General features: G+C 60.5%; 21 protein-coding genes. 7 read left to right on the forward strand and 14 right to left on the reverse strand.

What is annotated here, in order from left to right:
- Positions 1–212 precede the first annotated feature (212 nt).
- Positions 213–2435 carry a CDC48 family AAA ATPase gene (locus OOF89_RS03105; protein WP_266078352.1) on the reverse strand — a complete coding sequence of 741 codons (2223 nt, stop codon included), beginning with the start codon at positions 2433–2435 and terminating at the stop codon, positions 213–215.
- Between the two features lie 204 nt (positions 2436–2639).
- Here OOF89_RS03105 and larC point away from each other — a divergent pair, with 204 nt between their 5' ends.
- Positions 2640–3998 (forward strand): nickel pincer cofactor biosynthesis protein LarC, encoded by a 1359-nt coding sequence (gene larC / locus OOF89_RS03110; RefSeq protein ID WP_266079839.1) that lies wholly within the window; start codon positions 2640–2642, stop codon positions 3996–3998.
- Between the two features lie 24 nt (positions 3999–4022).
- The gene (locus tag OOF89_RS03115) at positions 4023–4247 is read left to right on the forward strand and encodes a hypothetical protein (RefSeq protein WP_266078354.1); all 225 of its coding nucleotides are present in this window, start codon (positions 4023–4025) and stop codon (positions 4245–4247) included.
- A 60-nt stretch (positions 4248–4307) separates the two neighbouring features.
- On the opposite strand, the gene OOF89_RS03120 is transcribed toward OOF89_RS03115, so the two are convergent.
- Positions 4308–5036: a hypothetical protein gene (locus OOF89_RS03120; RefSeq protein WP_266078356.1), complete on the reverse strand. Its 729-nt coding sequence runs from the start codon at positions 5034–5036 to the stop codon at positions 4308–4310.
- A gap of 86 nt (positions 5037–5122) precedes the next feature.
- Between OOF89_RS03120 and radB the strand changes: the two genes are divergently transcribed.
- The 3 genes from radB to OOF89_RS03135 all read left to right on the forward strand — a co-directional run bounded on the left by radB (position 5123) and on the right by OOF89_RS03135 (position 7153).
- A complete protein-coding gene (gene radB, locus OOF89_RS03125; RefSeq protein WP_266078358.1) occupies positions 5123–5821 on the forward strand; it encodes a DNA repair and recombination protein RadB in 699 nt (232 codons plus the stop codon).
- A 208-nt stretch (positions 5822–6029) separates the two neighbouring features.
- The gene (locus OOF89_RS03130; RefSeq protein ID WP_266078361.1) at positions 6030–6914 is read left to right on the forward strand and encodes a homoserine kinase; all 885 of its coding nucleotides are present in this window, start codon (positions 6030–6032) and stop codon (positions 6912–6914) included.
- A 32-nt stretch (positions 6915–6946) separates the two neighbouring features.
- Positions 6947–7153, forward strand: a complete 207-nt coding sequence (locus tag OOF89_RS03135) for a hypothetical protein (protein ID WP_266078363.1) — start codon at positions 6947–6949, stop codon at positions 7151–7153.
- A gap of 26 nt (positions 7154–7179) precedes the next feature.
- Here OOF89_RS03135 and OOF89_RS03140 read toward each other — a convergent pair whose 3' ends face one another.
- The 3 genes from OOF89_RS03140 to OOF89_RS03150 form a co-directional block, all read right to left on the reverse strand.
- Positions 7180–8067, reverse strand: coding sequence for a Vms1/Ankzf1 family peptidyl-tRNA hydrolase (locus OOF89_RS03140; RefSeq protein ID WP_266078365.1), 888 nt, complete (start codon positions 8065–8067; stop codon positions 7180–7182).
- 91 nt (positions 8068–8158) lie between these two features.
- Positions 8159–8386: a hypothetical protein gene (locus OOF89_RS03145; RefSeq protein WP_266078367.1), complete on the reverse strand. Its 228-nt coding sequence runs from the start codon at positions 8384–8386 to the stop codon at positions 8159–8161.
- A 54-nt stretch (positions 8387–8440) separates the two neighbouring features.
- Positions 8441–8974 carry a DUF5815 family protein gene (locus OOF89_RS03150; protein ID WP_266078369.1) on the reverse strand — a complete coding sequence of 178 codons (534 nt, stop codon included), beginning with the start codon at positions 8972–8974 and terminating at the stop codon, positions 8441–8443.
- 178 nt (positions 8975–9152) lie between these two features.
- Here OOF89_RS03150 and OOF89_RS03155 point away from each other — a divergent pair, with 178 nt between their 5' ends.
- Positions 9153–9410, forward strand: a complete 258-nt coding sequence (locus OOF89_RS03155) for a hypothetical protein (RefSeq protein ID WP_266078372.1) — start codon at positions 9153–9155, stop codon at positions 9408–9410.
- 13 nt (positions 9411–9423) lie between these two features.
- Here the strand turns inward: OOF89_RS03155 and OOF89_RS03160 are convergent, their stop codons facing one another.
- The 3 genes from OOF89_RS03160 to OOF89_RS03170 all read right to left on the reverse strand — a co-directional run bounded on the left by OOF89_RS03160 (position 9424) and on the right by OOF89_RS03170 (position 11551).
- Positions 9424–9837 carry a DUF7124 domain-containing protein gene (locus tag OOF89_RS03160; RefSeq protein WP_266078374.1) on the reverse strand — a complete coding sequence of 138 codons (414 nt, stop codon included), beginning with the start codon at positions 9835–9837 and terminating at the stop codon, positions 9424–9426.
- 58 nt (positions 9838–9895) lie between these two features.
- Complete coding sequence (locus tag OOF89_RS03165; protein ID WP_266078376.1) at positions 9896–10153, reverse strand: hypothetical protein; 258 nt, start codon at positions 10151–10153, stop codon at positions 9896–9898.
- Between the two features lie 150 nt (positions 10154–10303).
- Positions 10304–11551: an NAD(P)/FAD-dependent oxidoreductase gene (locus OOF89_RS03170; protein ID WP_266078378.1), complete on the reverse strand. Its 1248-nt coding sequence runs from the start codon at positions 11549–11551 to the stop codon at positions 10304–10306.
- Between the two features lie 145 nt (positions 11552–11696).
- Between OOF89_RS03170 and OOF89_RS03175 the strand changes: the two genes are divergently transcribed.
- On the forward strand, positions 11697–12281 hold the full coding sequence (locus OOF89_RS03175) for a DUF6149 family protein (RefSeq protein ID WP_266079841.1): 585 nt from the start codon (positions 11697–11699) through the stop codon (positions 12279–12281).
- A gap of 46 nt (positions 12282–12327) precedes the next feature.
- Here the strand turns inward: OOF89_RS03175 and OOF89_RS03180 are convergent, their stop codons facing one another.
- The 6 genes from OOF89_RS03180 to OOF89_RS03205 form a co-directional block, all read right to left on the reverse strand.
- Positions 12328–12774 (reverse strand): universal stress protein, encoded by a 447-nt coding sequence (locus OOF89_RS03180; protein ID WP_266078380.1) that lies wholly within the window; start codon positions 12772–12774, stop codon positions 12328–12330.
- 65 nt (positions 12775–12839) lie between these two features.
- On the reverse strand, positions 12840–13487 hold the full coding sequence (locus OOF89_RS03185; protein ID WP_266078382.1) for a DUF5828 family protein: 648 nt from the start codon (positions 13485–13487) through the stop codon (positions 12840–12842).
- 113 nt (positions 13488–13600) lie between these two features.
- Entirely contained in the window at positions 13601–14770 is a 1170-nt protein-coding gene (locus OOF89_RS03190) for an inorganic phosphate transporter (protein ID WP_266078384.1), read from the reverse strand.
- 139 nt (positions 14771–14909) lie between these two features.
- Positions 14910–16277 (reverse strand): NAD(P)/FAD-dependent oxidoreductase, encoded by a 1368-nt coding sequence (locus tag OOF89_RS03195; protein ID WP_266078386.1) that lies wholly within the window; start codon positions 16275–16277, stop codon positions 14910–14912.
- A 239-nt stretch (positions 16278–16516) separates the two neighbouring features.
- Entirely contained in the window at positions 16517–17458 is a 942-nt protein-coding gene (gene mptA, locus OOF89_RS03200; protein ID WP_266078388.1) for a GTP cyclohydrolase MptA, read from the reverse strand.
- A 72-nt stretch (positions 17459–17530) separates the two neighbouring features.
- On the reverse strand, positions 17531–18355 hold the full coding sequence (locus OOF89_RS03205; protein WP_266078390.1) for an NAD(+)/NADH kinase: 825 nt from the start codon (positions 18353–18355) through the stop codon (positions 17531–17533).
- Positions 18356–18435 lie beyond the last annotated feature (80 nt).

The following is an 18435-nucleotide window of genomic DNA, read 5'->3' on the forward strand; positions in this document are numbered from 1 at the left end:
GAGCGATAGGCTGGCCTACTTTTCACAGGGACAAGCATACTCACCGCGAACGAAGTGAGCGGGCCGACGACTGAATGGAGTCCGACGGACTCGTACCGCGAGTCTGCCGTGACGAAGTGAAGGAGGAGTGCTTTTGATGAACGTTTTACAGGGAGACGGACGTGGCCAGCGCGAATCGCGCTGGCTTCGTCCCTCGACCGTGGTAAAACGTTCTATTGGAAACCGATCCGCCCGCCCGCCTGGCGTTGCGGGCCGGACGAGCCACCCTTGAAGTCCTGTTCGATCTCCGAATAGTAATCGAGCAGGTCCTCGGTGATGGTGGCGCGCACGCTCTCCATCGCCTTGCGGAAGTGACGCATTTCGACCTCTTCGGCGTCGTCGTCCTCACGGAGGGCCTCGATTGCCGCTTCGCGGGCGATCGATTCGAGGTCACTGCCGACGTACCCGTCGGTCATCTCCGCGAGTTCACGCAGGCTCACGTCGGGCGCGAGCGGCGTGTCCTCCGTGTGAATCTTGAGGATTTGCTCGCGGCCTTCCTCGTCGGGTTGACCGATCATGACGAGGCGGTCGAAGCGACCCGATCGGATGAGTGCCGGGTCGATCATGTCCGGACGGTTGGTCGCGCCGATGACCATCACGTCGCCCTTCTCTTCGAGGCCGTCGAGCTCCGTGAGCAGTTGGTTGACCACGCGCTCGGAGACGTTGCTCCCGACCTCCTGGCCCCGGCCGGGCGCGAGGCTGTCGAGTTCGTCGAAGAAGATGACCGTCGGGCTGACCTGCCGCGCTTTGCGGAAGGTCTGACGGATGGCCTTCTCGGACTCGCCGACCCACTTCGACAGCAGCTGCGGGCCACGCACGCTGATGAAGTTGGCGTTCGTCTCGTTGGCGACGGCTTTCGCCATGAGCGTCTTCCCGGTTCCGGGTGGTCCGTAAAGCAGGACGCCGGACGGCGGGTCTATTCCCATCCGGTCGAACTTCTCGGGCGAGGAGAGTGGCCACTCGACGCTCTCCTTGACCTGGCTCTTGGGGTCCTCGAGACCGCCGACGTCGTCCCACGAGACCTTCGGGAGTTCGACCAGCACTTCCCGCATCGCGGAGGGTTCGACCTCGTTCAGCGCACCTCTGAAGTCCTTGCGCTTGACGATCATCCGGTCGATGAGCGACGGCGGGATGGACTCCTCGTCCAAGTCGATTTCGGGCAGATACCGGCGAAGTGCCTTCATCGCGGCTTCTTTCGTCAGGCTCTCGATGTCGGCACCGACGAAGCCGTGGGTGTCGTTCGACAGCTTCGGGAGGTTCACGTCGTCAGAGAGCGGCATTCCGCGGGTGTGAATCTGGAGGATTTCCGTGCGGCCTTCCTCGTCCGGCACGCCGATTTCGATTTCGCGATCGAAACGGCCGGGGCGTCGGAGCGCCGGATCGACCGAATCGACACGGTTGGTCGCCGCGATGACGATAACCTGACCACGCGCTTCGAGGCCGTCCATCATCGTCAGCAGTTGCGCGACGACGCGGCGTTCGACCTCGCCGGTCACGTCCTCACGCTTCGGTGCGATGGAGTCGAGTTCGTCGATGAAGATGATGGATGGCGACTCCTCGGCCGCATCCTCGAAGATTTCACGCAGTTGCTGTTCTGATTCGCCGTAGTATTTCGAGATGATTTCGGGACCGGCGATGGAGAAGAAACTCGCGCTGGTCTCGTTGGCGACGGCTTTCGCCAGCAACGTCTTCCCGGTACCCGGTGGGCCATGGAGGAGAACCCCCTGTGGCGGTTCGATACCGAGCTTTTGGAAGATCTGCGGGTGTTTCATCGGGAGTTCGACCATCTCCCGAACGCGCTGGATTTCGTTCTGCAGACCACCGATATCTTCGTAGGTGATCCCGCCACCGGTCTTCTCGAAGCCCGAAATCGGCTCCTCGCGGAGTTCGACTTCGGTGTCCTCGGTGATGAGGCAGACGCCCTGCGGGTCGGTTTCGACCGCGATGAGCGGGATTGCCTGCCCGGGGGAGCGCATGAACGGGTGGTTCGTGCTCGACATGACGGGCACGATGTCGCGCTCGACCACGGGACGCTTCAGAATCTGGCGTTTGACCATGCCTGCGGCGTCGCTTCCGAACTGGACGCTCGCCTCTTCCGGCGGCGCGAGCACCAGTTTATCGGCCTTTTCAGCCTCAGCTTTGCGGATTTCGACGCGCTCGCCGATGCCGACGTCGGCGTTTTGGCGCGTAAACCCGTCGATTCGGACTGTATCGGTGTTCCAGTCCTGGCGGTCGGCACGCCAGACTTTCGCCGCTGTCGTATCGCCGCCTTCGATTTCGATGATGTCTCCGGGGCTCAGCTTCAGATGCAATAGCGTGTCCGGGTCGAGACGGGCGATACCGCGCCCCGAATCATTCGGATACGCTTTCGCAACCTCCAGTTGCACTTCGTTCATGATTGTTCAGTCACGGGGGATAGTTATGGGTGATAGTTCGCGGGGTATAAGTCCTTTGCTACCGGGGTTCTCGGCCACGCTATCTCCCGATATCGGTGGACGGTGCCCGCGTGCGATGGTTGACACTACGGGATAACAGTACAAAGGGATAGTGGTGCCGACATGACCGGTGGAATTTTCGCGTTCCGGAACGGGATGCGACGTATGGAAATGCTTGCGTTCGACGGGCGAATGGGAGCCAGCGGCGACATGATTCTTGGCACGCTGTTGGACGCCGGGGCGAACAGCGACGTCCTCGCGCCGGTGGAAGACGCTCTCGATGTGGAATACGAAGTCGAACGGACCGTGAAAAGTGGGATTTCCGCGACCCGCGTTCGCGTGTTGTTGACGGACGATGGGGAATCCGACGACGAGGAAGGTCACGATGACCACGAACAGACTCACGATGCGGGCGATACCCACGACGATCACCACGAACACGACGATGGGGAGCATCACCATCACGGGCACGAACACGCGAGTCATCACGGTCACTCACACGACCACCAGCACGCGGAAGGTGCAGGCCCGGCACGAACCTATCGGGAGGTCATCGACCTGCTCGAATCGATGGGGCTCGACGAGAACATCGAATCCGATGCGAAAGCCGTCTTCCGAATTCTCGGGGAAGCGGAGGCGAACGTCCACGACACCGACCTCGATTCGACGCACTTCCACGAGGTCGGCGCGGACGACGCCATCGCGGACGTGGTCGGAGCGTCCCTGCTGTTCGCCGATCTCGACCCTGAACGGATCGTGACGACGCCGCTCGCGACCGGAGGTGGGGAGGTCGAAATGAGCCACGGAACGTATCCGATTCCCGCCCCCGCCGTGGTCGAAATCGCGTCGCAGGCGGACTGGTCGCTCTCGGGCGGTCCGATCGATGCGGAACTACTGACTCCCACGGGTGCGGCGATTCTGGCGCATTTCGCGGACGGTGTGGAGACGATTCCGACCCTCAACATCGAAAACTCGGGTTACGGCGCAGGAGGATACGATTTTCCCGACCATCCGAACGTCCTCCGTGTTTTGGCCGGTGAATCGGAGGACATCGTCGGACTCGTCCGCGACGATATCACCGTCCTCGAAACGAATCTGGACGACGCACCGCCGGAAGTGCTCGGGGGACTGCAGGAGACGCTCGCAGACGTAGGTGCACGAGACGTATCTATCCTCCCGGCGACGATGAAGAAATCGCGTCCGGGGCATCTCGTGAAGATCATCACGAAACCCGAAGACGCGGAACGAGTCGCGAGAAGGCTCGCCGAGGAGACCGGCACCCTCGGCGTTCGCGCTTCCGGTGCGAGCCATCGGTGGATCGCCCACCGAGAGTTCGAGACGATATCCCTGGAAATCGACGAGTCGAAGTACGACGTCACCGTGAAAATCGCGAGCGACGAATCCGGGTCGGTCTACGACGTGAGCACCGAATTCGACGATGCCCTCGCAGTGGCGGAGGAGACGGGGGTCACGGTTCGGGAAGTGATGCGACTGGCGGAAAACGCGATACACGGAAACCGATAATACACGACAGTTTGTACTAAACGTATGGTCCTCGTTCGCGTGCAGTGTCCGTTCGATGGTTGCGACGGGATGGGTGAGTTCGAAACCGACCCGGAGGGCGAAGTCGTCGCCCGCGAAATGGGTCACGTCGAACTGGACAAGTTCCAGAAAGTCGGGAAACAGTTGCTCTCGGGGACGATCCTGAAAGAGGAGTTTCTCCGGTGTCCGGTGGACGAAACCCACCGATATACCGTGTTGGTAGAACTCTGATCGGTGTTGGGCCGGATTTTTATCGGTGTCGGAACGACGACTCCCGTCGGGCGCTGGTTTTCACTCCTCGCGATGTTCCGCGAGTGCTTCCTCGATGGTCAACTCGCCCGCCGCTACTCGGCGGGCGAGTTGCTCGTCGATTTCCCGGTTGTCGTCGGAACGTTCACGTGAGCGACGTTTGATGACGCCGAGTTCCCCTTGCGTCGGGTCGATATCGCGCTCCTCGACGACGTCGCCCTCCAATCGCGCGATGTTGACCGCGGCGAGCACGTCACCCATGCCGCGCGCGCCGGTGCCGAGATACGGAGTCGTACCGGTTTCGTCCACGAGTTCGACCAGCACGTCTTCGAGTTCGCGGATAAGTTGTGCACCCTGCAAGCGCGCGCCGTCGCCGATTCGGACGACTGGATCGATGGCGTCTTCGATTTCTTCGCGGACGACAGCCGCGGCATCAGCGAGTGGGACGTGAAATGCTGAAACGACGAGGTCGCCCGAGAGAATCGCGATTCCGGGGCGCGTTCCGGGATCGATACCGATGATTGTTCTTCCCGATTCCCCGCGGAGAACCGCGAGTGCCTCCTCGACGACCTTCCGGGGATGGTTCGAGTCAGCGACGATAACCGGGAGTTCCGTGTCGACATCGTCCCCCTCGGCTCGAATGCAAATCCGTGCCTGCTCCGGTAGGTCATCGCCCGGTTCGATGGTGGTAAACTGGACGCCCCTGTCGCGCAGTTCGTTTACCACGTCGTGGTACACTTCGAAATCCGCTGTCGCAACGACGACTGTCACTGCTCGGTATTGGCAGGGATAGAACAAAATCCCAACGGTCGAGCAGAAACCGGAACCTTTTGCGTGAGAAGGGCTAACGACCGGATGTGACCGACGCCGAGAAACTGACGACCGGGTGCCCGCCCATGGACGACCTGCTCGGAGGAGGACTGGAACGCGGAACCGTAACACAGGTGTATGGGCCGCCCGCAGCAGGGAAAACGAACGTGGCGCTGGGAACCGCGATCGAGACCGCGCGCGATGGCGGGACGGTGGTTTACATCGACACCGAAGGACTCTCTATCGAACGATTCGAGCAAGTCGCGGAAGCGAGAGTGGACGACGTGGACGACGTCGCCTCTCGCATCGTCATCAAGGAGGCGCTCGATTTTTCGGAGCAGGAGGAGGCCGTCAAAGACGTAACCGAGTTCGCCAACCGCGCGGACCTCGTCGTCCTCGACAGCGCAACCGGATTCTACCGACTCGAACGAAGTGACGACACCAAGGGCGGCGAAGCGCTGCGTGGCGTCGCCCGACAAGTCACTCACCTCCTCTCGCTAGCGAGAAAGCACGACCTCGCCGTTCTCCTGACGAATCAGGTGTACACCGACCCGGATTCGGACGGTACCCGCCCCCTCGGCGGCCACACGCTGGAACACTGGACCGGTGTGGTCCTCCGAGTCGACCGCTTCCGGGGAGGGAATCGCCGGGCGACTCTCGAAAAGCATCGCTCGAAACCCGCCGGGAAGCGTGCCCAGTTCCGAATTACGGATGCCGGACTGGAAGGCGTCGAAGATATGCCGTAGACTCGAAACGGGATCTTCCAGCCGAATCGACCGTGTCGTGACCGATTTTGGCAGGGTGAAGACACCGAATTCCCGACGTAACTTGCGCTCATACCGACGGGCGGAGAGGTCAGCAACCCGGCCACGATTCACCGGACTCGATGACCGCTCGAGTCGCAAATACATGTTCGAGGCGAAGGCTTTTGGCCCTGGTTTTTAAATGTAGATTATGGTCACCGTGCGGGCACCTGCGACGAGCGCCAACCTCGGAAGCGGATTCGACGTGTTCGGATTGGCGCTGGAACGACCCGGGGACGTGGTTCGGGTCGAACGTGCCCCCGAAACGACGATAGAGGTTATCGGAGTCGGACAACAGTATATTCCGGAGGATCCGGCGAAAAACACAGCAGGTATCGTCGCCAAAGAACTCGACGCGCCAGCACACATAGAAATCGACAAGGGAGTCCGCCCGTCGTCCGGGCTAGGCTCGTCGGCGGCGAGTGCTGCTGCTGCCGCGGTCGCGTTGAACGAACTCTACGATTGCGGACTCACGCCGACGGAGTTGGTCCGTGTCGCCGCGGAGGGTGAAGCCGCGGTCTCGGGCGAGGCTCACGCCGACAACGTCGCACCCGCCATCCTTGGCGGATTCACGGTGGTCTCCGAAGACCACGTGACGCAAGTCGATACCTCCATTCCGGTGGTCGCGTGTCTTCCCGAAATCGTGGTTTCGACGCGAGACGCACGACAGGTCGTTCCGCAATCAGTTGCTATCGACGAACTCGTCGGAACCGTTGGTGACGCCGCGACGCTCACCGCGGGGATGTTCCGAAACGACCCGACGCTCGTCGGACAGGGACTCCGAGACAACTCGCTCACCGGGTCACGCGAACCGCTCATCGACGGGTTCGACTCGGTTCGAGAATCCGCGCTCGATGCGGGCGCAACCGGCGTCGCCGTAAGCGGTGCAGGGCCGAGCATGCTGGCAATCTGTCACGAAGGAACGCAGGCGGAGATTGCGAGCGCGATGCTCGACGCCTTCTTCGACGTCGGGGTCGAAGCACGAGCCTATCAAACGTCGGTCGGCGGTGGAGCCACCATCGTACGGAAAACGTAACGACCACGGGGACCCGTGGAAACGGTGATGATATGACGGATAGGAACCGTTGTCCAGACTGTAGCGTCACACTCGAACCTGTCAAATTCGGGATGAGCGACGCATGGCAACCGCACGTGAAAACGAACGACCGGAGAGGAGGACTGCTCGGGTCTCTCGGGTTGAACGAAACGAGAGCCGTTCGAACGCGGATGTGTCCCGAATGTGGCCGCCTGTTGTTTCACGCGGAAATCGACTGAACGTCTCGGTGGTGCGGGATGCCGATCTAAATCCGATACAGACGTGTCGTCCAGAGCTCGCGGAACGCGTCATCCAGTGCGTCCTCCGGATCACCCGTCGCATCGACTGGTTTCGTCCGCTCTGCCTCGTTTCGAAATTCGGAAAGGAGCGTTCGTTGGCCGACGACGTACAGTCGTTCCGCCCCTCTATCTTCGATTTTCTCGCGACAGCGTTCCAAATGTTCGTCGATTTGGGCGTCCCGTCTACGCTCGAATCGGCCCTGGGAAAAGCCGCCTTTCGAGTGGTCGCTTTTCACGTCGCTCTCGAAACCCGAAATCGACTGTCGTTTCGGACCCTCGTACTCACCGATGGCGAAGAGGTCAGAGCGAACGAGTGCCAGCGCGAACGTGCCTTCGGGGCGAAACCATCCAGTATCGAGTTCGAACCCATCTGCCCACGTGACGAACTGCTCCGGCGGATTCGGTGGGACGAGGGCGGCGCTGACGAGCCCGGCGTCGTCGGCCACTGCTAGACACGGGGATGCACGGGCGACGAGCGAAGCGTGGTCACCGAACTCGTCTCGAACGACATCAGGGAGGTCGTCACGAACCATCGCGGTAAGTGCCCCCTCGGGGTCCGTCTCGACCGATCGGAGGCGGGAGAGAACGCCGTCGAGCCGTTTCCCCCGAACGGTTTCGACGCCTCGGAACTCGAGGGTATCCTCGTCGCCTTGCAGCCGTTCGACTCGGTCCTCGAGTTCCTCGACTCTATCTTCGAGGCGGTTGGCTCGCTCCTCGGCTTCCTGTCGTTCGGTGACGGCCTCCGATCGGCGTTCCCGTTCGGCGTCGCGTTGTCGTTCGAGGTGGTGTTTTTCCTCTTCGAGGTCGTCGATTCGCTCCTTTAATTCCGCACGCCCGAGCAGCTCGTCCAGCATCGACTCGAAGCGCGTGTCCTACTGTCTTGTAGTTTGGTGTGTTGGAACAGAGAGCGGAGAGAAAGCGATGGGGGTGACAGGAAAAAATCGACTACGAACCGTCGGCGAGTTCGTACTGGTAGGGCGATGTGCGAATCACGGTCACGTCTCCGAACTGTGCTTGCCGTCCAAGCACGGTTGCGATTTCGTGTGCACTCTCGAACTCTTCGTCGTGGTCGTTCAGCAGTGAGAGGATTTCACGTGCCGTAAGGGGATCGTCGGCTCCAGTTTTCGAGATAACTGCCCGAATTCGATCGAACGCGTGACCCCGAGCGTGCATATTTCATACTACTGATGAATGCTATTTAGTCTTCAGTCAGACGTGTGGCAGACGTTATGCGGGGCGGTCGTGTGGACCGGTGAAATCCCGCTCGTTCCGGTACTGGTCCACGAATTCGGCCACATCAAAGTTGAGCATGTCCGCTTCGAACTGGCTCATCGCGTCTTCGTTTTCGGCGTGGCTGACGGCGTGTTCCATCAGTTCGACGATGAGTTCGACGACGATTTCGTGGAGTCGTCGCGAGTCGAAGTCGGCGACCCAGACCATCGCGTAGCCGACGTCGGGGTTTTCGGCGACATCCTCGGCGACGACTTCGCTCGGGAACTCCTCCAGCACGACGCCCATGATGTGTAGGGTACCGAACTCCCCAGCATCGTCCGTCGTTTCGATGGTTTCGCGGAGGATATCTACGAGAAACTCCGGAACGAATCGTGAGGGCGGGTGGATATCCATCACGACTGCGTGCGAGTCGCCGCAGTCGCAGTCGTACTCGCGCATTCCCATGTCGAGTCGCTGGACGGAAACCGACTCGCCACACGGAAGGTCGAGCGTCGCACCGTTGCTTCCCGGCACGCGCGGTTCTGCCATAGTCGAGGGTTCGTCCTTTACGAGTTTAAACGACGTGATTGTCGCTCATTCGATCTTGTCACGAACTGGATACATGATCGAACCGTAGAGGTATCGGACAATAGTCCTCAGTTCGGACGATTCGAAATATATTGTACTCTTAGCGAGCTATTTGATGGGGGAATAATTAACGGAGAACATGGCACAGGCAAGCCGGGTCCCCGACCGACTACAACCGACCGACGAGCGAATCCTCCGACTGCTCGACGTGGAGGGTATGCAGGTACGAGTCGACATCGAGCAGCAACTCTCCCTCCCCGGACTCCTGACGGCGAGACGTTGCCGCTCGCTCGCGGACAGTGGCTTGGTCCGCAACACCAACTGGTGTTGTTACGAGATTACGGAACGAGGCCGTCAGTGTCTGCGAAGAAGTTCGGTGCAGAGCTTCTCCCGATAGCCGATTCGAGGCGTTAGGGCCAGTCGTCGCGGACGTCCTCTTCGACCGCGTTTTCGTCCTCATCATCGTCCGATGCGAGGCTCCAATCCGCCGCCTCCGCCGCGTCTTCGACGTGCAGGAACTCCCAACCGTGCGCTTCGGCGAGTTCGCGGTCGTCGTCGCTCATCGCGACGAAGACGTGGCGGTCGGTGTCGAACTGGGCTTTGACGCTGTCCAGACTCTCGGCTTTCCCTTTCGGGCCGGAGAAGAAATCCTGCCGGATACGGTTCTTTCGAGTGAAATTCGTCACCACGTAGGTCGGTTGGTCGGAGATAACGCCGACGTACTGGGTCCAGCGCCGGGCGTCGTCGAACACCGCGCCGGGACTTGCCAGTGCTTTGAGCGCCGACAGTTCGAACGCCAGCGTCATCTCTCCGCTTCCGTTCATATCCCTACATCCCGGCCTGCCGGAGAAAACGGCTTCGGTTGTTCCGCCGCCGGTGGCGTTAGACGACGTCGATTCGGTAGTAGTCGGTGAACACGACGGTCGTATCGGTGGCGATGTCTGTCGCCAGTTCGCGTGTGAGGGGAACCGTCATCTCGTCGCCATCGAACGCCGTGAAAAGCGTTTGTGTCGCCTCGGACAGTTCGTCGAAATGACGGACTCGCGTCTCGGGAGCGACGGTTTCGGTTCGGCGGACGACGAGGGAACTCGCACCACCGCTCGGAACAGTGTCAACGCTAGTTGTCGTGTTCGAAGCCATTGATGTATGATACCAATTGTCGTGGCATAGCTTAAACGTTGTGGGATATTCTACGTGAAAAGAATAAATCGATCGCCGAAAGGGAAATCCGATAGTAGCCGATGTTGTATGAACTACGACGAAAAGTGACTTCGAAACCGTCTTGCGCCGTTACTGTTCCTGTGGTTGTGCGAGTTTGTCCGGATCGAACTCCTTTTCGAGGAGGATCTCCTTTTGATCCGCGACTTCGACCTCGTTCCGGATGAGGTCCTTGTACTTGCCCTGCGGCGCGATGTCGCCGATGAGAACGCCGCCGATGAGTTTGCCGTCCTTGAACGAGAGCCGCCGCCATTCGGTGTCGCTGTACTTCTCCTCGCATTCGTCGTCGCCCATCGTCGGGAAGCCGAAGGAGAGGAACGGGAAGTCGAAGTGCGTAATGGAGTAGGAGGAGACCCAGCGGAACTCCTCTTTCTCGTCGTCGCCATCCGCGACCATGTTCTTGCCAGCGATGGCACCCTGCTGTTTCGCACTGCCCCACGACCCGTTCTGCGCGTATTCGTCGAGAATCACGTCGTAATAGCGTGTGATGTCACCGGCGGCGTAGATGTCCTCCACGTTCGTCTGCATGTACTGGTCCACGACGACGCCGTTGTCGGTCTCCACACCGCTTCCCTGGAGGTATTCGGTGTTGAAGTTGAGGCCGATGGCGATGCCGACGAACTCGCTGTCGTACTCGTTGTCGTCCGCGTCGAGCGTGGCGACAACGTTGCCGTCGTCGTCCGTCTTGAACCCGTTGACGCCGCTTTCGAGAACCGGCGTGACGCCCTTCTCTTCGAGCGCGTTGTGGATGATTTCCGCACCGTCGAGGCTCAGACCGTAGCGCCACCACCGATTACCGCGCATGATGTAGTGGGCGTCAACGTCCTGTTCGCCACAAATCGCGGCGAGGTCGATGCCGAGTAGTCCGGCACCGACGACGACGCCGGTGTCGGCCTGTTCCGCGTTCTCCGCGATTTTGCGCGCATCCTGGAACGTCCAGAAGTGGTGTACGCCGTCCGCGTCGCTGTTGTCCACCGGCAGTTGGGTCGGTGTTCCACCCGTGGCGACGAGCAGTTTGTCGTACTCGAAGGTGCCGCTGTCGTGAGTGTGGACTTCGTGTGCGTCCGCGTCGATATCCGTAACGAACGTGTTCAGTTCGAGGTCGATGTCGCGCTCCGCGTACCAATCTTCCTCGTGGATCGAAATCGGGGCTTCCGGAAGTTTGCCCTTCGCGAACTCCTTGATGAGAATACGATTGTAGAGGGCTTCGCCCTCGTCGGTAATGACGGCGACGTCGGCATCGGGTTTCGCCTCGCGGATGGTCTCCGCCGCGGAACTGCCCGCGATACCGTCGCCGATAATCACGTACGATTCGCTCATGTGGGAGAAGTTCTGCGTCAGGGTTAAAGTGGATTGCTATCTCGAAATTGGTGTCAAAGGCCAACACACCTTCGAGTCCGGGAGTAGTCCTCTCCCCGACGAGTGTGCCGGGACGTTGAAGACGCTCGCGTTCCAACCCTCGTCCATGAAAATCCGTCAGAACGCTCGTCACTTCGCGTCGAGAAAGGCACTCGAACTGCCCGTCGTGAGCGACGTGGTGAAATCGAAACTGGTGGACTTGCACACGAAAATCTTCCTGAAAAAAGCGGACCCCGACCATCAGGACGAACGCAGGGAACGACTCGATGCGTTCTTCGGCGCGACGATGGACTCCTATCTCGCCGCACTCCAGGAAGGTGCACCCGAGGCGGAAGCCCGCGAAATCACGCACATTCAAGCCAACTTCGACTTCTACAACCACGGCTGGACCGAGATGATGGAGTTCCCCGGCGACGAACTCGAGGACCATTACGAACGGTACGAGACGTTCTTCGAGCGGCACGGAATCACCATCGCCGACCCCCTCGGCGAGTTCGCGCCGGAAGAGATGCCCGAAGCACCGTCCACGCCCGAGAAGCTGGACGACCCGGAACATCCCCACGCGGAGGGTGGCTTCGCGGACGACGTCTACGTCGAAGGCGACGACGGCGAAGTTCGAATCGGCGGCCAAGAAGAACCGGAGGATGTGGACATCTCGGACGCGGTCGGTGTGGACGAAGGCGAGGCCTAAACAGGTCCCGTTTCGACCGACATCAGTCCTGATCTTTCCTCGCCAATCACTCCCCTTCTTCCTCGCCCTCCCCGAGTCGAACAGTTACGACGGGAACAGTCGCCCGTCTGACGACTTTTTCCGTGACGCTGCGACGAAGCGGATACAGGATACCCTTTCGACCGTGTGTTCCCATCACGATGAGGTCGATATCCCGGGCGTTGGCGTAGTCGAGAATCGCACGGTGGGGCTTACCTTCAGCGATCGAACCGGCAGTCGTTCCGATCCCTCTCTCTTCCGCCCTGTGAATCACGTCTTCGACCATTTCCTGCGATTGCTGTTCGAACTCGTCGAACATCGCTTCGCGTTTTTCACTCGATTTGGCTTCGCTCGTATCGACGACTGAGACGGTGTACAGGTTCGCATCGTACATTTCCGCCAGTTCGAGTGCGTGTGGAATCGCGTTTTTCGCCGCCTTGCTCCCGTCGATGGGTATGAGAATTCGTTCGTACATGGTTTTGAATCGTGTTGTTGCCGCCCGTTCGACCGGACGATACGGTGTTGAAACGACAGTTCCGGTTACTCGGGGGATTCGGTTCCTTCCGCTGCCTCCACCGAATCGGTCTTCTTCGGCGTTTCGCCACGCCACCGTTTTTCGTCATCGTACTCCTCCAACCGGTCTCGAACGCGGTCTTTGAGTTCGTCGTCGTTGACGTTCACTTCGAAGACGTATCGCTGGTCGCGGTCACGCGTTCGCTCCACGTTTGCACTGACGAGTTCGTTGTCGAAATACACCGGCGAAACCTGCGTCATGACGTGTTTGTACACGGTCTCCTCGACCGTCCGAAGTGCTTTGCGCCCCGCGGTATCCACTGCGCGAGTGGCCCGTTCGAGCGATTCCTGGCCTTCGTCGATAGCATCCTCCAAATCACCCTCCGCGAGTTCGGTGACCGAATCCTTCAGTTCGTCTCCTGCCGCGCCGACGTCCTCCGTCGGTGATTTACCGGCCTTTTCCCCCTCCCCCTTCGCCGCACTCGCCTGTTCCGCCGTTTTCTCCGTAACGTCCTCGCTGAGACGTTCGTGAACCTTCGGGCGCCACTCGTTCCAGTCGTCGAAATCCGAATTATCGATTCCCTCGTCCTCGAGCGCTTGTGTGATGCGCTCACCGTGTTCAACGATGGTTACCCAGTCCCCTCGCTTTTTGAACCCCGCGACGCTCTCCTCCATACCACTATGACGCCTGCCACAGATATCCGTATTTCTGACAACTAATGGAGTTCTGAGAGTTAGCACAACTCGTTCGTCGCCAAAGGATATTGTATGGCCAACATGAAGACGAATCACAGCATCTCTACGATCGCCAACAACCCGAAGGCCAGGACGAACGAAAGGAGCAACGAGACGACCCAACCGAGGACGGTGTAGAGAATTTTTCCCGTGCTGGTCCGCTCCCCACCCGCAGCGTACCCACTACCGACGACGGCACTCACGACGATTTCGTTGAAGGAGACCGGAATACCGAACAACACTGCGGTTTGTGCGATCGCGAACGCCGGAATCAACGCGGCCGTCGCCCGCCGTGGACCGAGCGACGAGAAGTCACGCGCGAGCGCCTTTATCATTCGCGGCGCACCCATCCACGCTCCGAGCATGACGCCGAGACCACCGAAGACGAGAACGACGAGGAGCGGCAGTTCCAGCGGTGTGAGCATCGGAACGAGCGGTCCGACCGCGAGTCCGACCTGACTCCCACCCGCCGAGAACGACACCAACGCACCGATTGCAAACAACAGATGGCGTTGGGCCCTTCTGACGCTCGACCGCACTTCGAGCAAGAGTGCGCCGCCGACGACGATACCGACCAACAGCGTTACGCTAACGAGTCCGATCAGTGATGGAAGTGGAAGGCCTGCCGACAGAACCGCCGCAATCGATGCCCCGCCTTTCGCTGGAGCGAGGAACGTAAACGGCGAGTTGGCGAAGATGAACCCGACGAGCGCGCCGAAAAGCGGTATCGTGTACTCGTCTGGGATGTCGTCCCGACGGATCAGTCGCGCCAGTCCGTACGCGACGCCGCCACAGATGAACGGCGTCAACACCCACAAGGCCAAAATTTGTTGATATTTCGCGTAGGCAGGCTGCCCGCCGAGTGCGAGTCCGACGCCGACGACAGCCCCCGTCGCGGTGAACGCCGTTGCGAGGGGGTAGCCCGCGAAGACGCCGATGGCGACCAACCCCGCCGCAACGATGAGAGCGATGACTGCCGCGGTGGGCGAGAGCGACACGCCCTTGATCAGCCCGGCAGACATCGCTTCCGTGACGTTCGCGCCCTGCAACACGGCACCAGCGATACCGAACAGCCCCGTGAAGAAGGCACCACGCATGATCGTCGTCGTTCGAGCGCCGACGCTCGGGGCGTACGGAGTCCACCCTGCTCCGACGGTCCACGCCATGAAGAAACTCGCCACTGCGCCGACACTCAGAAAGAGTACCTGCTCGACCCCCACCATAGTACAGTATACTAGTCGCGCAACAAGAAAAGTTCATGCATGGAACAAGAAGGAAGCGACAACAGTCGAACCCGACAGTCGACGGGAGTAACGAGTCCGCGCGAGTTCGCCATTGCGGGATACGACGGCGCTCGTCGGGTTATCTCGGACTGACGACTTGCTTTTTGCCGGCTATCCTGTCGGCACATTCGTAGCCCGCGACGATACCGCCGTTCAGACTGCGTTCGGGATACTGGGCCTTGCTCGCCATTCCCGCGTAGTAGATACCGTCCGCGATGTCGTCGCCGAGGTCGTAGGGAACGACCATATCGAGGTAGCCGCGTTCGTACACCGGCGCGGCGCGAGGGTTCCGCGCGAGTCGGAACTGTTTCACCGCATCACGGTTCCACTGCGGGAACATCCCTTCGATGTGATCGAGCCACAGGTCTTCGATGTCGTCGTCGTTCATCTGCCACAACTCCTCCTCGTAGTCCTGAATGTAACTCGCGACGTAGAGCAGGTGGTCGCCACCGTAGCGCTCCGGCGGAATGTAGTTCGTGTGTTCGATGAGCGCACCGAACGGCGCCTCGTGACCGATGTTCAGCCAGTAGGTGTCGGTCAGCGATTCGTCCATAGTCACGAGCGCGCAGACCGCCCCTTGGAAATCGATGTCACATTCGTACCCCGTGAGGCTTTCGAGGACGTTCGGCATCGCCGCGACAATGACGCTATCCACGTCGTGGGTTTCCGTCGTCGTTCCGCCGTCCGCCGCAGCGGCCGTCGCCGCCGTTTGGGCCGTCTCGGTCGAAAGCGACCGAACCTCGCCATCCGCGGTATCGATATCGCTGACTCGTACACCGGTCGTGATGTTTTCCTCGCCGACTTCCTCGACGAGGGCATCGATGAGACGCCCGAAGCCACCGCGAAGGTAGCCGAGGGGTTCCCCACGCAGGAGGTCGCGCTCGCCGCGGAACTTGATCCGTCCGAGGAGCCACGCCGCACTCACGTCCTCTTTTCTGCTTCCGAATTTCGCGTCCAGAAGCGGGCCGAAGAAGTTCTCGTAAACGCCGCGGGAGGTGTGTTCGATGAGGAACTCGTCGATGGGGACGTCCTCGAAATCCTCCAATCGCTCGTAGGTGTCGAACTTCGGGATGCCGCCTCGAATGTCGATTTCCTGCGTCAGCAGGGTGAGACGGAACTTGTCGTAGGCGCTCATATGCGGGTAAGCGAGGATTTCCCACGGCTTGTCGAGAGGGTGGACCACACCATCGACGTAGTAGGCGTTTTTCCCGATGGGCCACTCCAGATCATCGCCGAGTCCGAGTTCGTCGATGAGGTCGATGATGGTTTCTTCCGACGCGGAGAGATGATGGTAGAACTTCTCGATGCGGTCGCCGTTCGTCTCGTACGTCGCGGCGAGTCCGCCGACGTCGTCGCTCGCTTCGAACACCTGCACGTCGTAGTCGTGCTGTTGGAGGCGGTAGGCGGCGGCCAATCCGGCGATTCCCCCGCCGACGATACCTATCATAAATGTTGGATTCGTCGGCGCATGGAATACGTCTTACGACCCCGCGATTTGGGAGGTTCGTTTTTCGGACGGGTCGTCCACGAGAACGTTCCGCGCGTGAGAGGTGACCGAAGGACCGCCGGGAGCGTCTTCACTGCGGTTGAGATTCGTGGTTTGAACGATCCGAGGGCGCTCGTGCTGAGACACGATTTGAAAAGATATCCGCGACGACGAACGAAAAGACGGAACAAGAACCGACGTCACTCGTCCGCTTCGTTCTCGGCGACTTCCTCACGAAGCTTCCCGACCTCCGCCATGCGCTCCGCGTGGGCGTTGTGCTGGTGGATGGACTCGTCGTTGCTCTGTTTCATCGTCACGACCGCATCGTCCGGCAGGTCGGGGAACTGTTCGACCACGCCGTGAGCCATGTCGCGGACACAGTCCTCGACGAACTTCGCGTCGGCGTGCGCCTGAAACGTCATGTGGTCTTCGTCGGGGCGCTTCGCGAGGTTGTAGATTCTGGCACTCATCGAATCCCGTGCGACTTCGATGAGTTCGTGGAGGTCCACTTCCGGCGCACCTGCGCTCTCGACGGTGAGGGTGGCGTGTCCGCGCTGGGAGTGGCCCGCCTGTGGAACGTCGCGCAGGAACTCTTTGACCTCCTGTTCGCCGACGCCGAGGTCGAGGAGTTTCTTTTTCGCACGACCGCCCATCATCCCCTGCGAGCAGGGACAGACCGTCATTCCCGTGACGCGCGCGCCGATTTCCTCTTTCGTCTCCTCTTCGGTCGCCGTCGCGCTGGCGATGATGTCCACGGTTGCTTGCGTCGGTCGTCCGCTTTCGGGTGTCGTATCGCGCACCATGAACTCCGCTTCCATCTGGACTTCCGCTTTCGTCGTGTACTCGTGTTTTTCGAGCAGACGTTCTGCGGCATCGCCACAGACGTCCTCCACGCGGTAGGTCGGTTCGCTGACGGCGTCTTCGAGGACCTCGTCCACGACCTCCATGTTTCGGCTCATGTCGGCGCCTTTGCGCCAACTCGGGAGGTCGACGAGCACGTCGAACTCGGCGGTCAGAACGTAGGGTCGTTTGTCGGGGCGGGCGATTTCGACCAACTTTTCGACACCCGTCACGCCGACTCGGTTCAACCCGACCGTCACGTCGGGTTCCGTCGCCTGCACGTCGGGAAGTTGCTGTTTCATTGTCCCTCTGTTGTAAGAGACAGAATTAGAGGCTTCCGCTTCCGGAACTCCTTCCCGGTCCGCGTTCGGCACTCAGTCCAACTTCGAGAGCGCCCCGAAGAAGTTCGGAGACGGCCCGGCGATCCGTGCCGGTTCAGGCGAGAGCGAAACCGTGATCGTTTCCGGTGGTTCGATTCGGACTTGTGTCCCGTCGCTACCGACTACGGCGAACGGCGCGTTTTCCACGTGAATTTCGACCTCGTGGTCGGGGTCGAATACGAGCGGTGGCATGGGGTCAGTCGCGCACATCTCGGTGAGAACCAACCCGTCCACCCCGGGGTGGACGAGCGGACCTCCCTCGCTGAGGTTGTAGGCTGTGCTCCCGGTCGGTGTCGAAACCAGTACACCGTCCGCATGACCGCTTCCGTATTCGATGCCGTCAACGTGGACTTCGTAATCGAGCCCCTGACCATGCCCTCGCTGTGCGCCCTGTACAACGATCTCGTTCAGTGCAGGATGGACGGACCAGTCATCGTTCCCCATCGCACGAAGTCGGGGGACCTCACGCGACGGAATCGTCTCGGATGCGTAGTACTCTTCGACGACTGCCCGAACTTCGTCCACCGCGTCTTCCGGTGCGACGGCGTTGAGAAAACCGACTTCGCCGAGGTTCACGCCCAAAATCGGCGTTCCGCCCGCCCCGCTGGCGGCGAACAGAAACGTGCCATCGCCGCCGATACTTACGACGAGGTCGTTTCCAGCCATCTCGGAGACGTCCACTCCGTCGGTGCCCAGTCGCTCGGCAGTCGCGGCGTCGATGCGAACTGTCACGCTGTCTTCCCGGAGCGTCTCCTGCAGTCGCCCTGCGAGTGTTGCGGCCCGCTCGTTTCCCCTTTGAGCGACGATACCGACGTTCATCACGACTTCGTTCTCGCCGGGTGCTCAAAAAGCCGCCGACACGAACATTAATTTGCGTCGGGTTCCAGTGACAGGATAAT

Origin of the sequence: Haladaptatus caseinilyticus (genome assembly GCF_026248685.1) — an archaeon.
Classification (GTDB): domain Archaea; phylum Halobacteriota; class Halobacteria; order Halobacteriales; family Haladaptataceae; genus Haladaptatus; species Haladaptatus caseinilyticus.

What these genes read in the sequence shown, in the direction of transcription:
- OOF89_RS03195 (WP_266078386.1), bottom strand. Translation starts at nt 16,277, where the DNA reads ATGATAGGTATCGTCGGCGGGGGAATCGCCGGATTGGCCGCCGCCTAC.
- OOF89_RS03185 (WP_266078382.1), bottom strand. Translation starts at nt 13,487, where the DNA reads ATGGAGGAGAGCGTCGCGGGGTTCAAAAAGCGAGGGGACTGGGTAACC.
- OOF89_RS03165 (WP_266078376.1), bottom strand. Translation starts at nt 10,153, where the DNA reads ATGGCTTCGAACACGACAACTAGCGTTGACACTGTTCCGAGCGGTGGT.
- OOF89_RS03115 (WP_266078354.1), top strand. Translation starts at nt 4,023, where the DNA reads ATGGTCCTCGTTCGCGTGCAGTGTCCGTTCGATGGTTGCGACGGGATG.
- OOF89_RS03180 (WP_266078380.1), bottom strand. Translation starts at nt 12,774, where the DNA reads ATGTACGAACGAATTCTCATACCCATCGACGGGAGCAAGGCGGCGAAA.
- OOF89_RS03190 (WP_266078384.1), bottom strand. Translation starts at nt 14,770, where the DNA reads ATGGTGGGGGTCGAGCAGGTACTCTTTCTGAGTGTCGGCGCAGTGGCG.
- OOF89_RS03135 (WP_266078363.1), top strand. Translation starts at nt 6,947, where the DNA reads ATGACGGATAGGAACCGTTGTCCAGACTGTAGCGTCACACTCGAACCT.
- OOF89_RS03130 (WP_266078361.1), top strand. Translation starts at nt 6,030, where the DNA reads ATGGTCACCGTGCGGGCACCTGCGACGAGCGCCAACCTCGGAAGCGGA.
- OOF89_RS03205 (WP_266078390.1), bottom strand. Translation starts at nt 18,355, where the DNA reads ATGAACGTCGGTATCGTCGCTCAAAGGGGAAACGAGCGGGCCGCAACA.
- OOF89_RS03150 (WP_266078369.1), bottom strand. Translation starts at nt 8,974, where the DNA reads ATGGCAGAACCGCGCGTGCCGGGAAGCAACGGTGCGACGCTCGACCTT.
- OOF89_RS03140 (WP_266078365.1), bottom strand. Translation starts at nt 8,067, where the DNA reads ATGCTGGACGAGCTGCTCGGGCGTGCGGAATTAAAGGAGCGAATCGAC.
- OOF89_RS03170 (WP_266078378.1), bottom strand. Translation starts at nt 11,551, where the DNA reads ATGAGCGAATCGTACGTGATTATCGGCGACGGTATCGCGGGCAGTTCC.
- OOF89_RS03145 (WP_266078367.1), bottom strand. Translation starts at nt 8,386, where the DNA reads ATGCACGCTCGGGGTCACGCGTTCGATCGAATTCGGGCAGTTATCTCG.
- mptA (WP_266078388.1), bottom strand. Translation starts at nt 17,458, where the DNA reads ATGAAACAGCAACTTCCCGACGTGCAGGCGACGGAACCCGACGTGACG.
- OOF89_RS03160 (WP_266078374.1), bottom strand. Translation starts at nt 9,837, where the DNA reads ATGAACGGAAGCGGAGAGATGACGCTGGCGTTCGAACTGTCGGCGCTC.
- OOF89_RS03105 (WP_266078352.1), bottom strand. Translation starts at nt 2,435, where the DNA reads ATGAACGAAGTGCAACTGGAGGTTGCGAAAGCGTATCCGAATGATTCG.
- OOF89_RS03155 (WP_266078372.1), top strand. Translation starts at nt 9,153, where the DNA reads ATGGCACAGGCAAGCCGGGTCCCCGACCGACTACAACCGACCGACGAG.
- OOF89_RS03175 (WP_266079841.1), top strand. Translation starts at nt 11,697, where the DNA reads ATGAAAATCCGTCAGAACGCTCGTCACTTCGCGTCGAGAAAGGCACTC.
- larC (WP_266079839.1), top strand. Translation starts at nt 2,640, where the DNA reads ATGGAAATGCTTGCGTTCGACGGGCGAATGGGAGCCAGCGGCGACATG.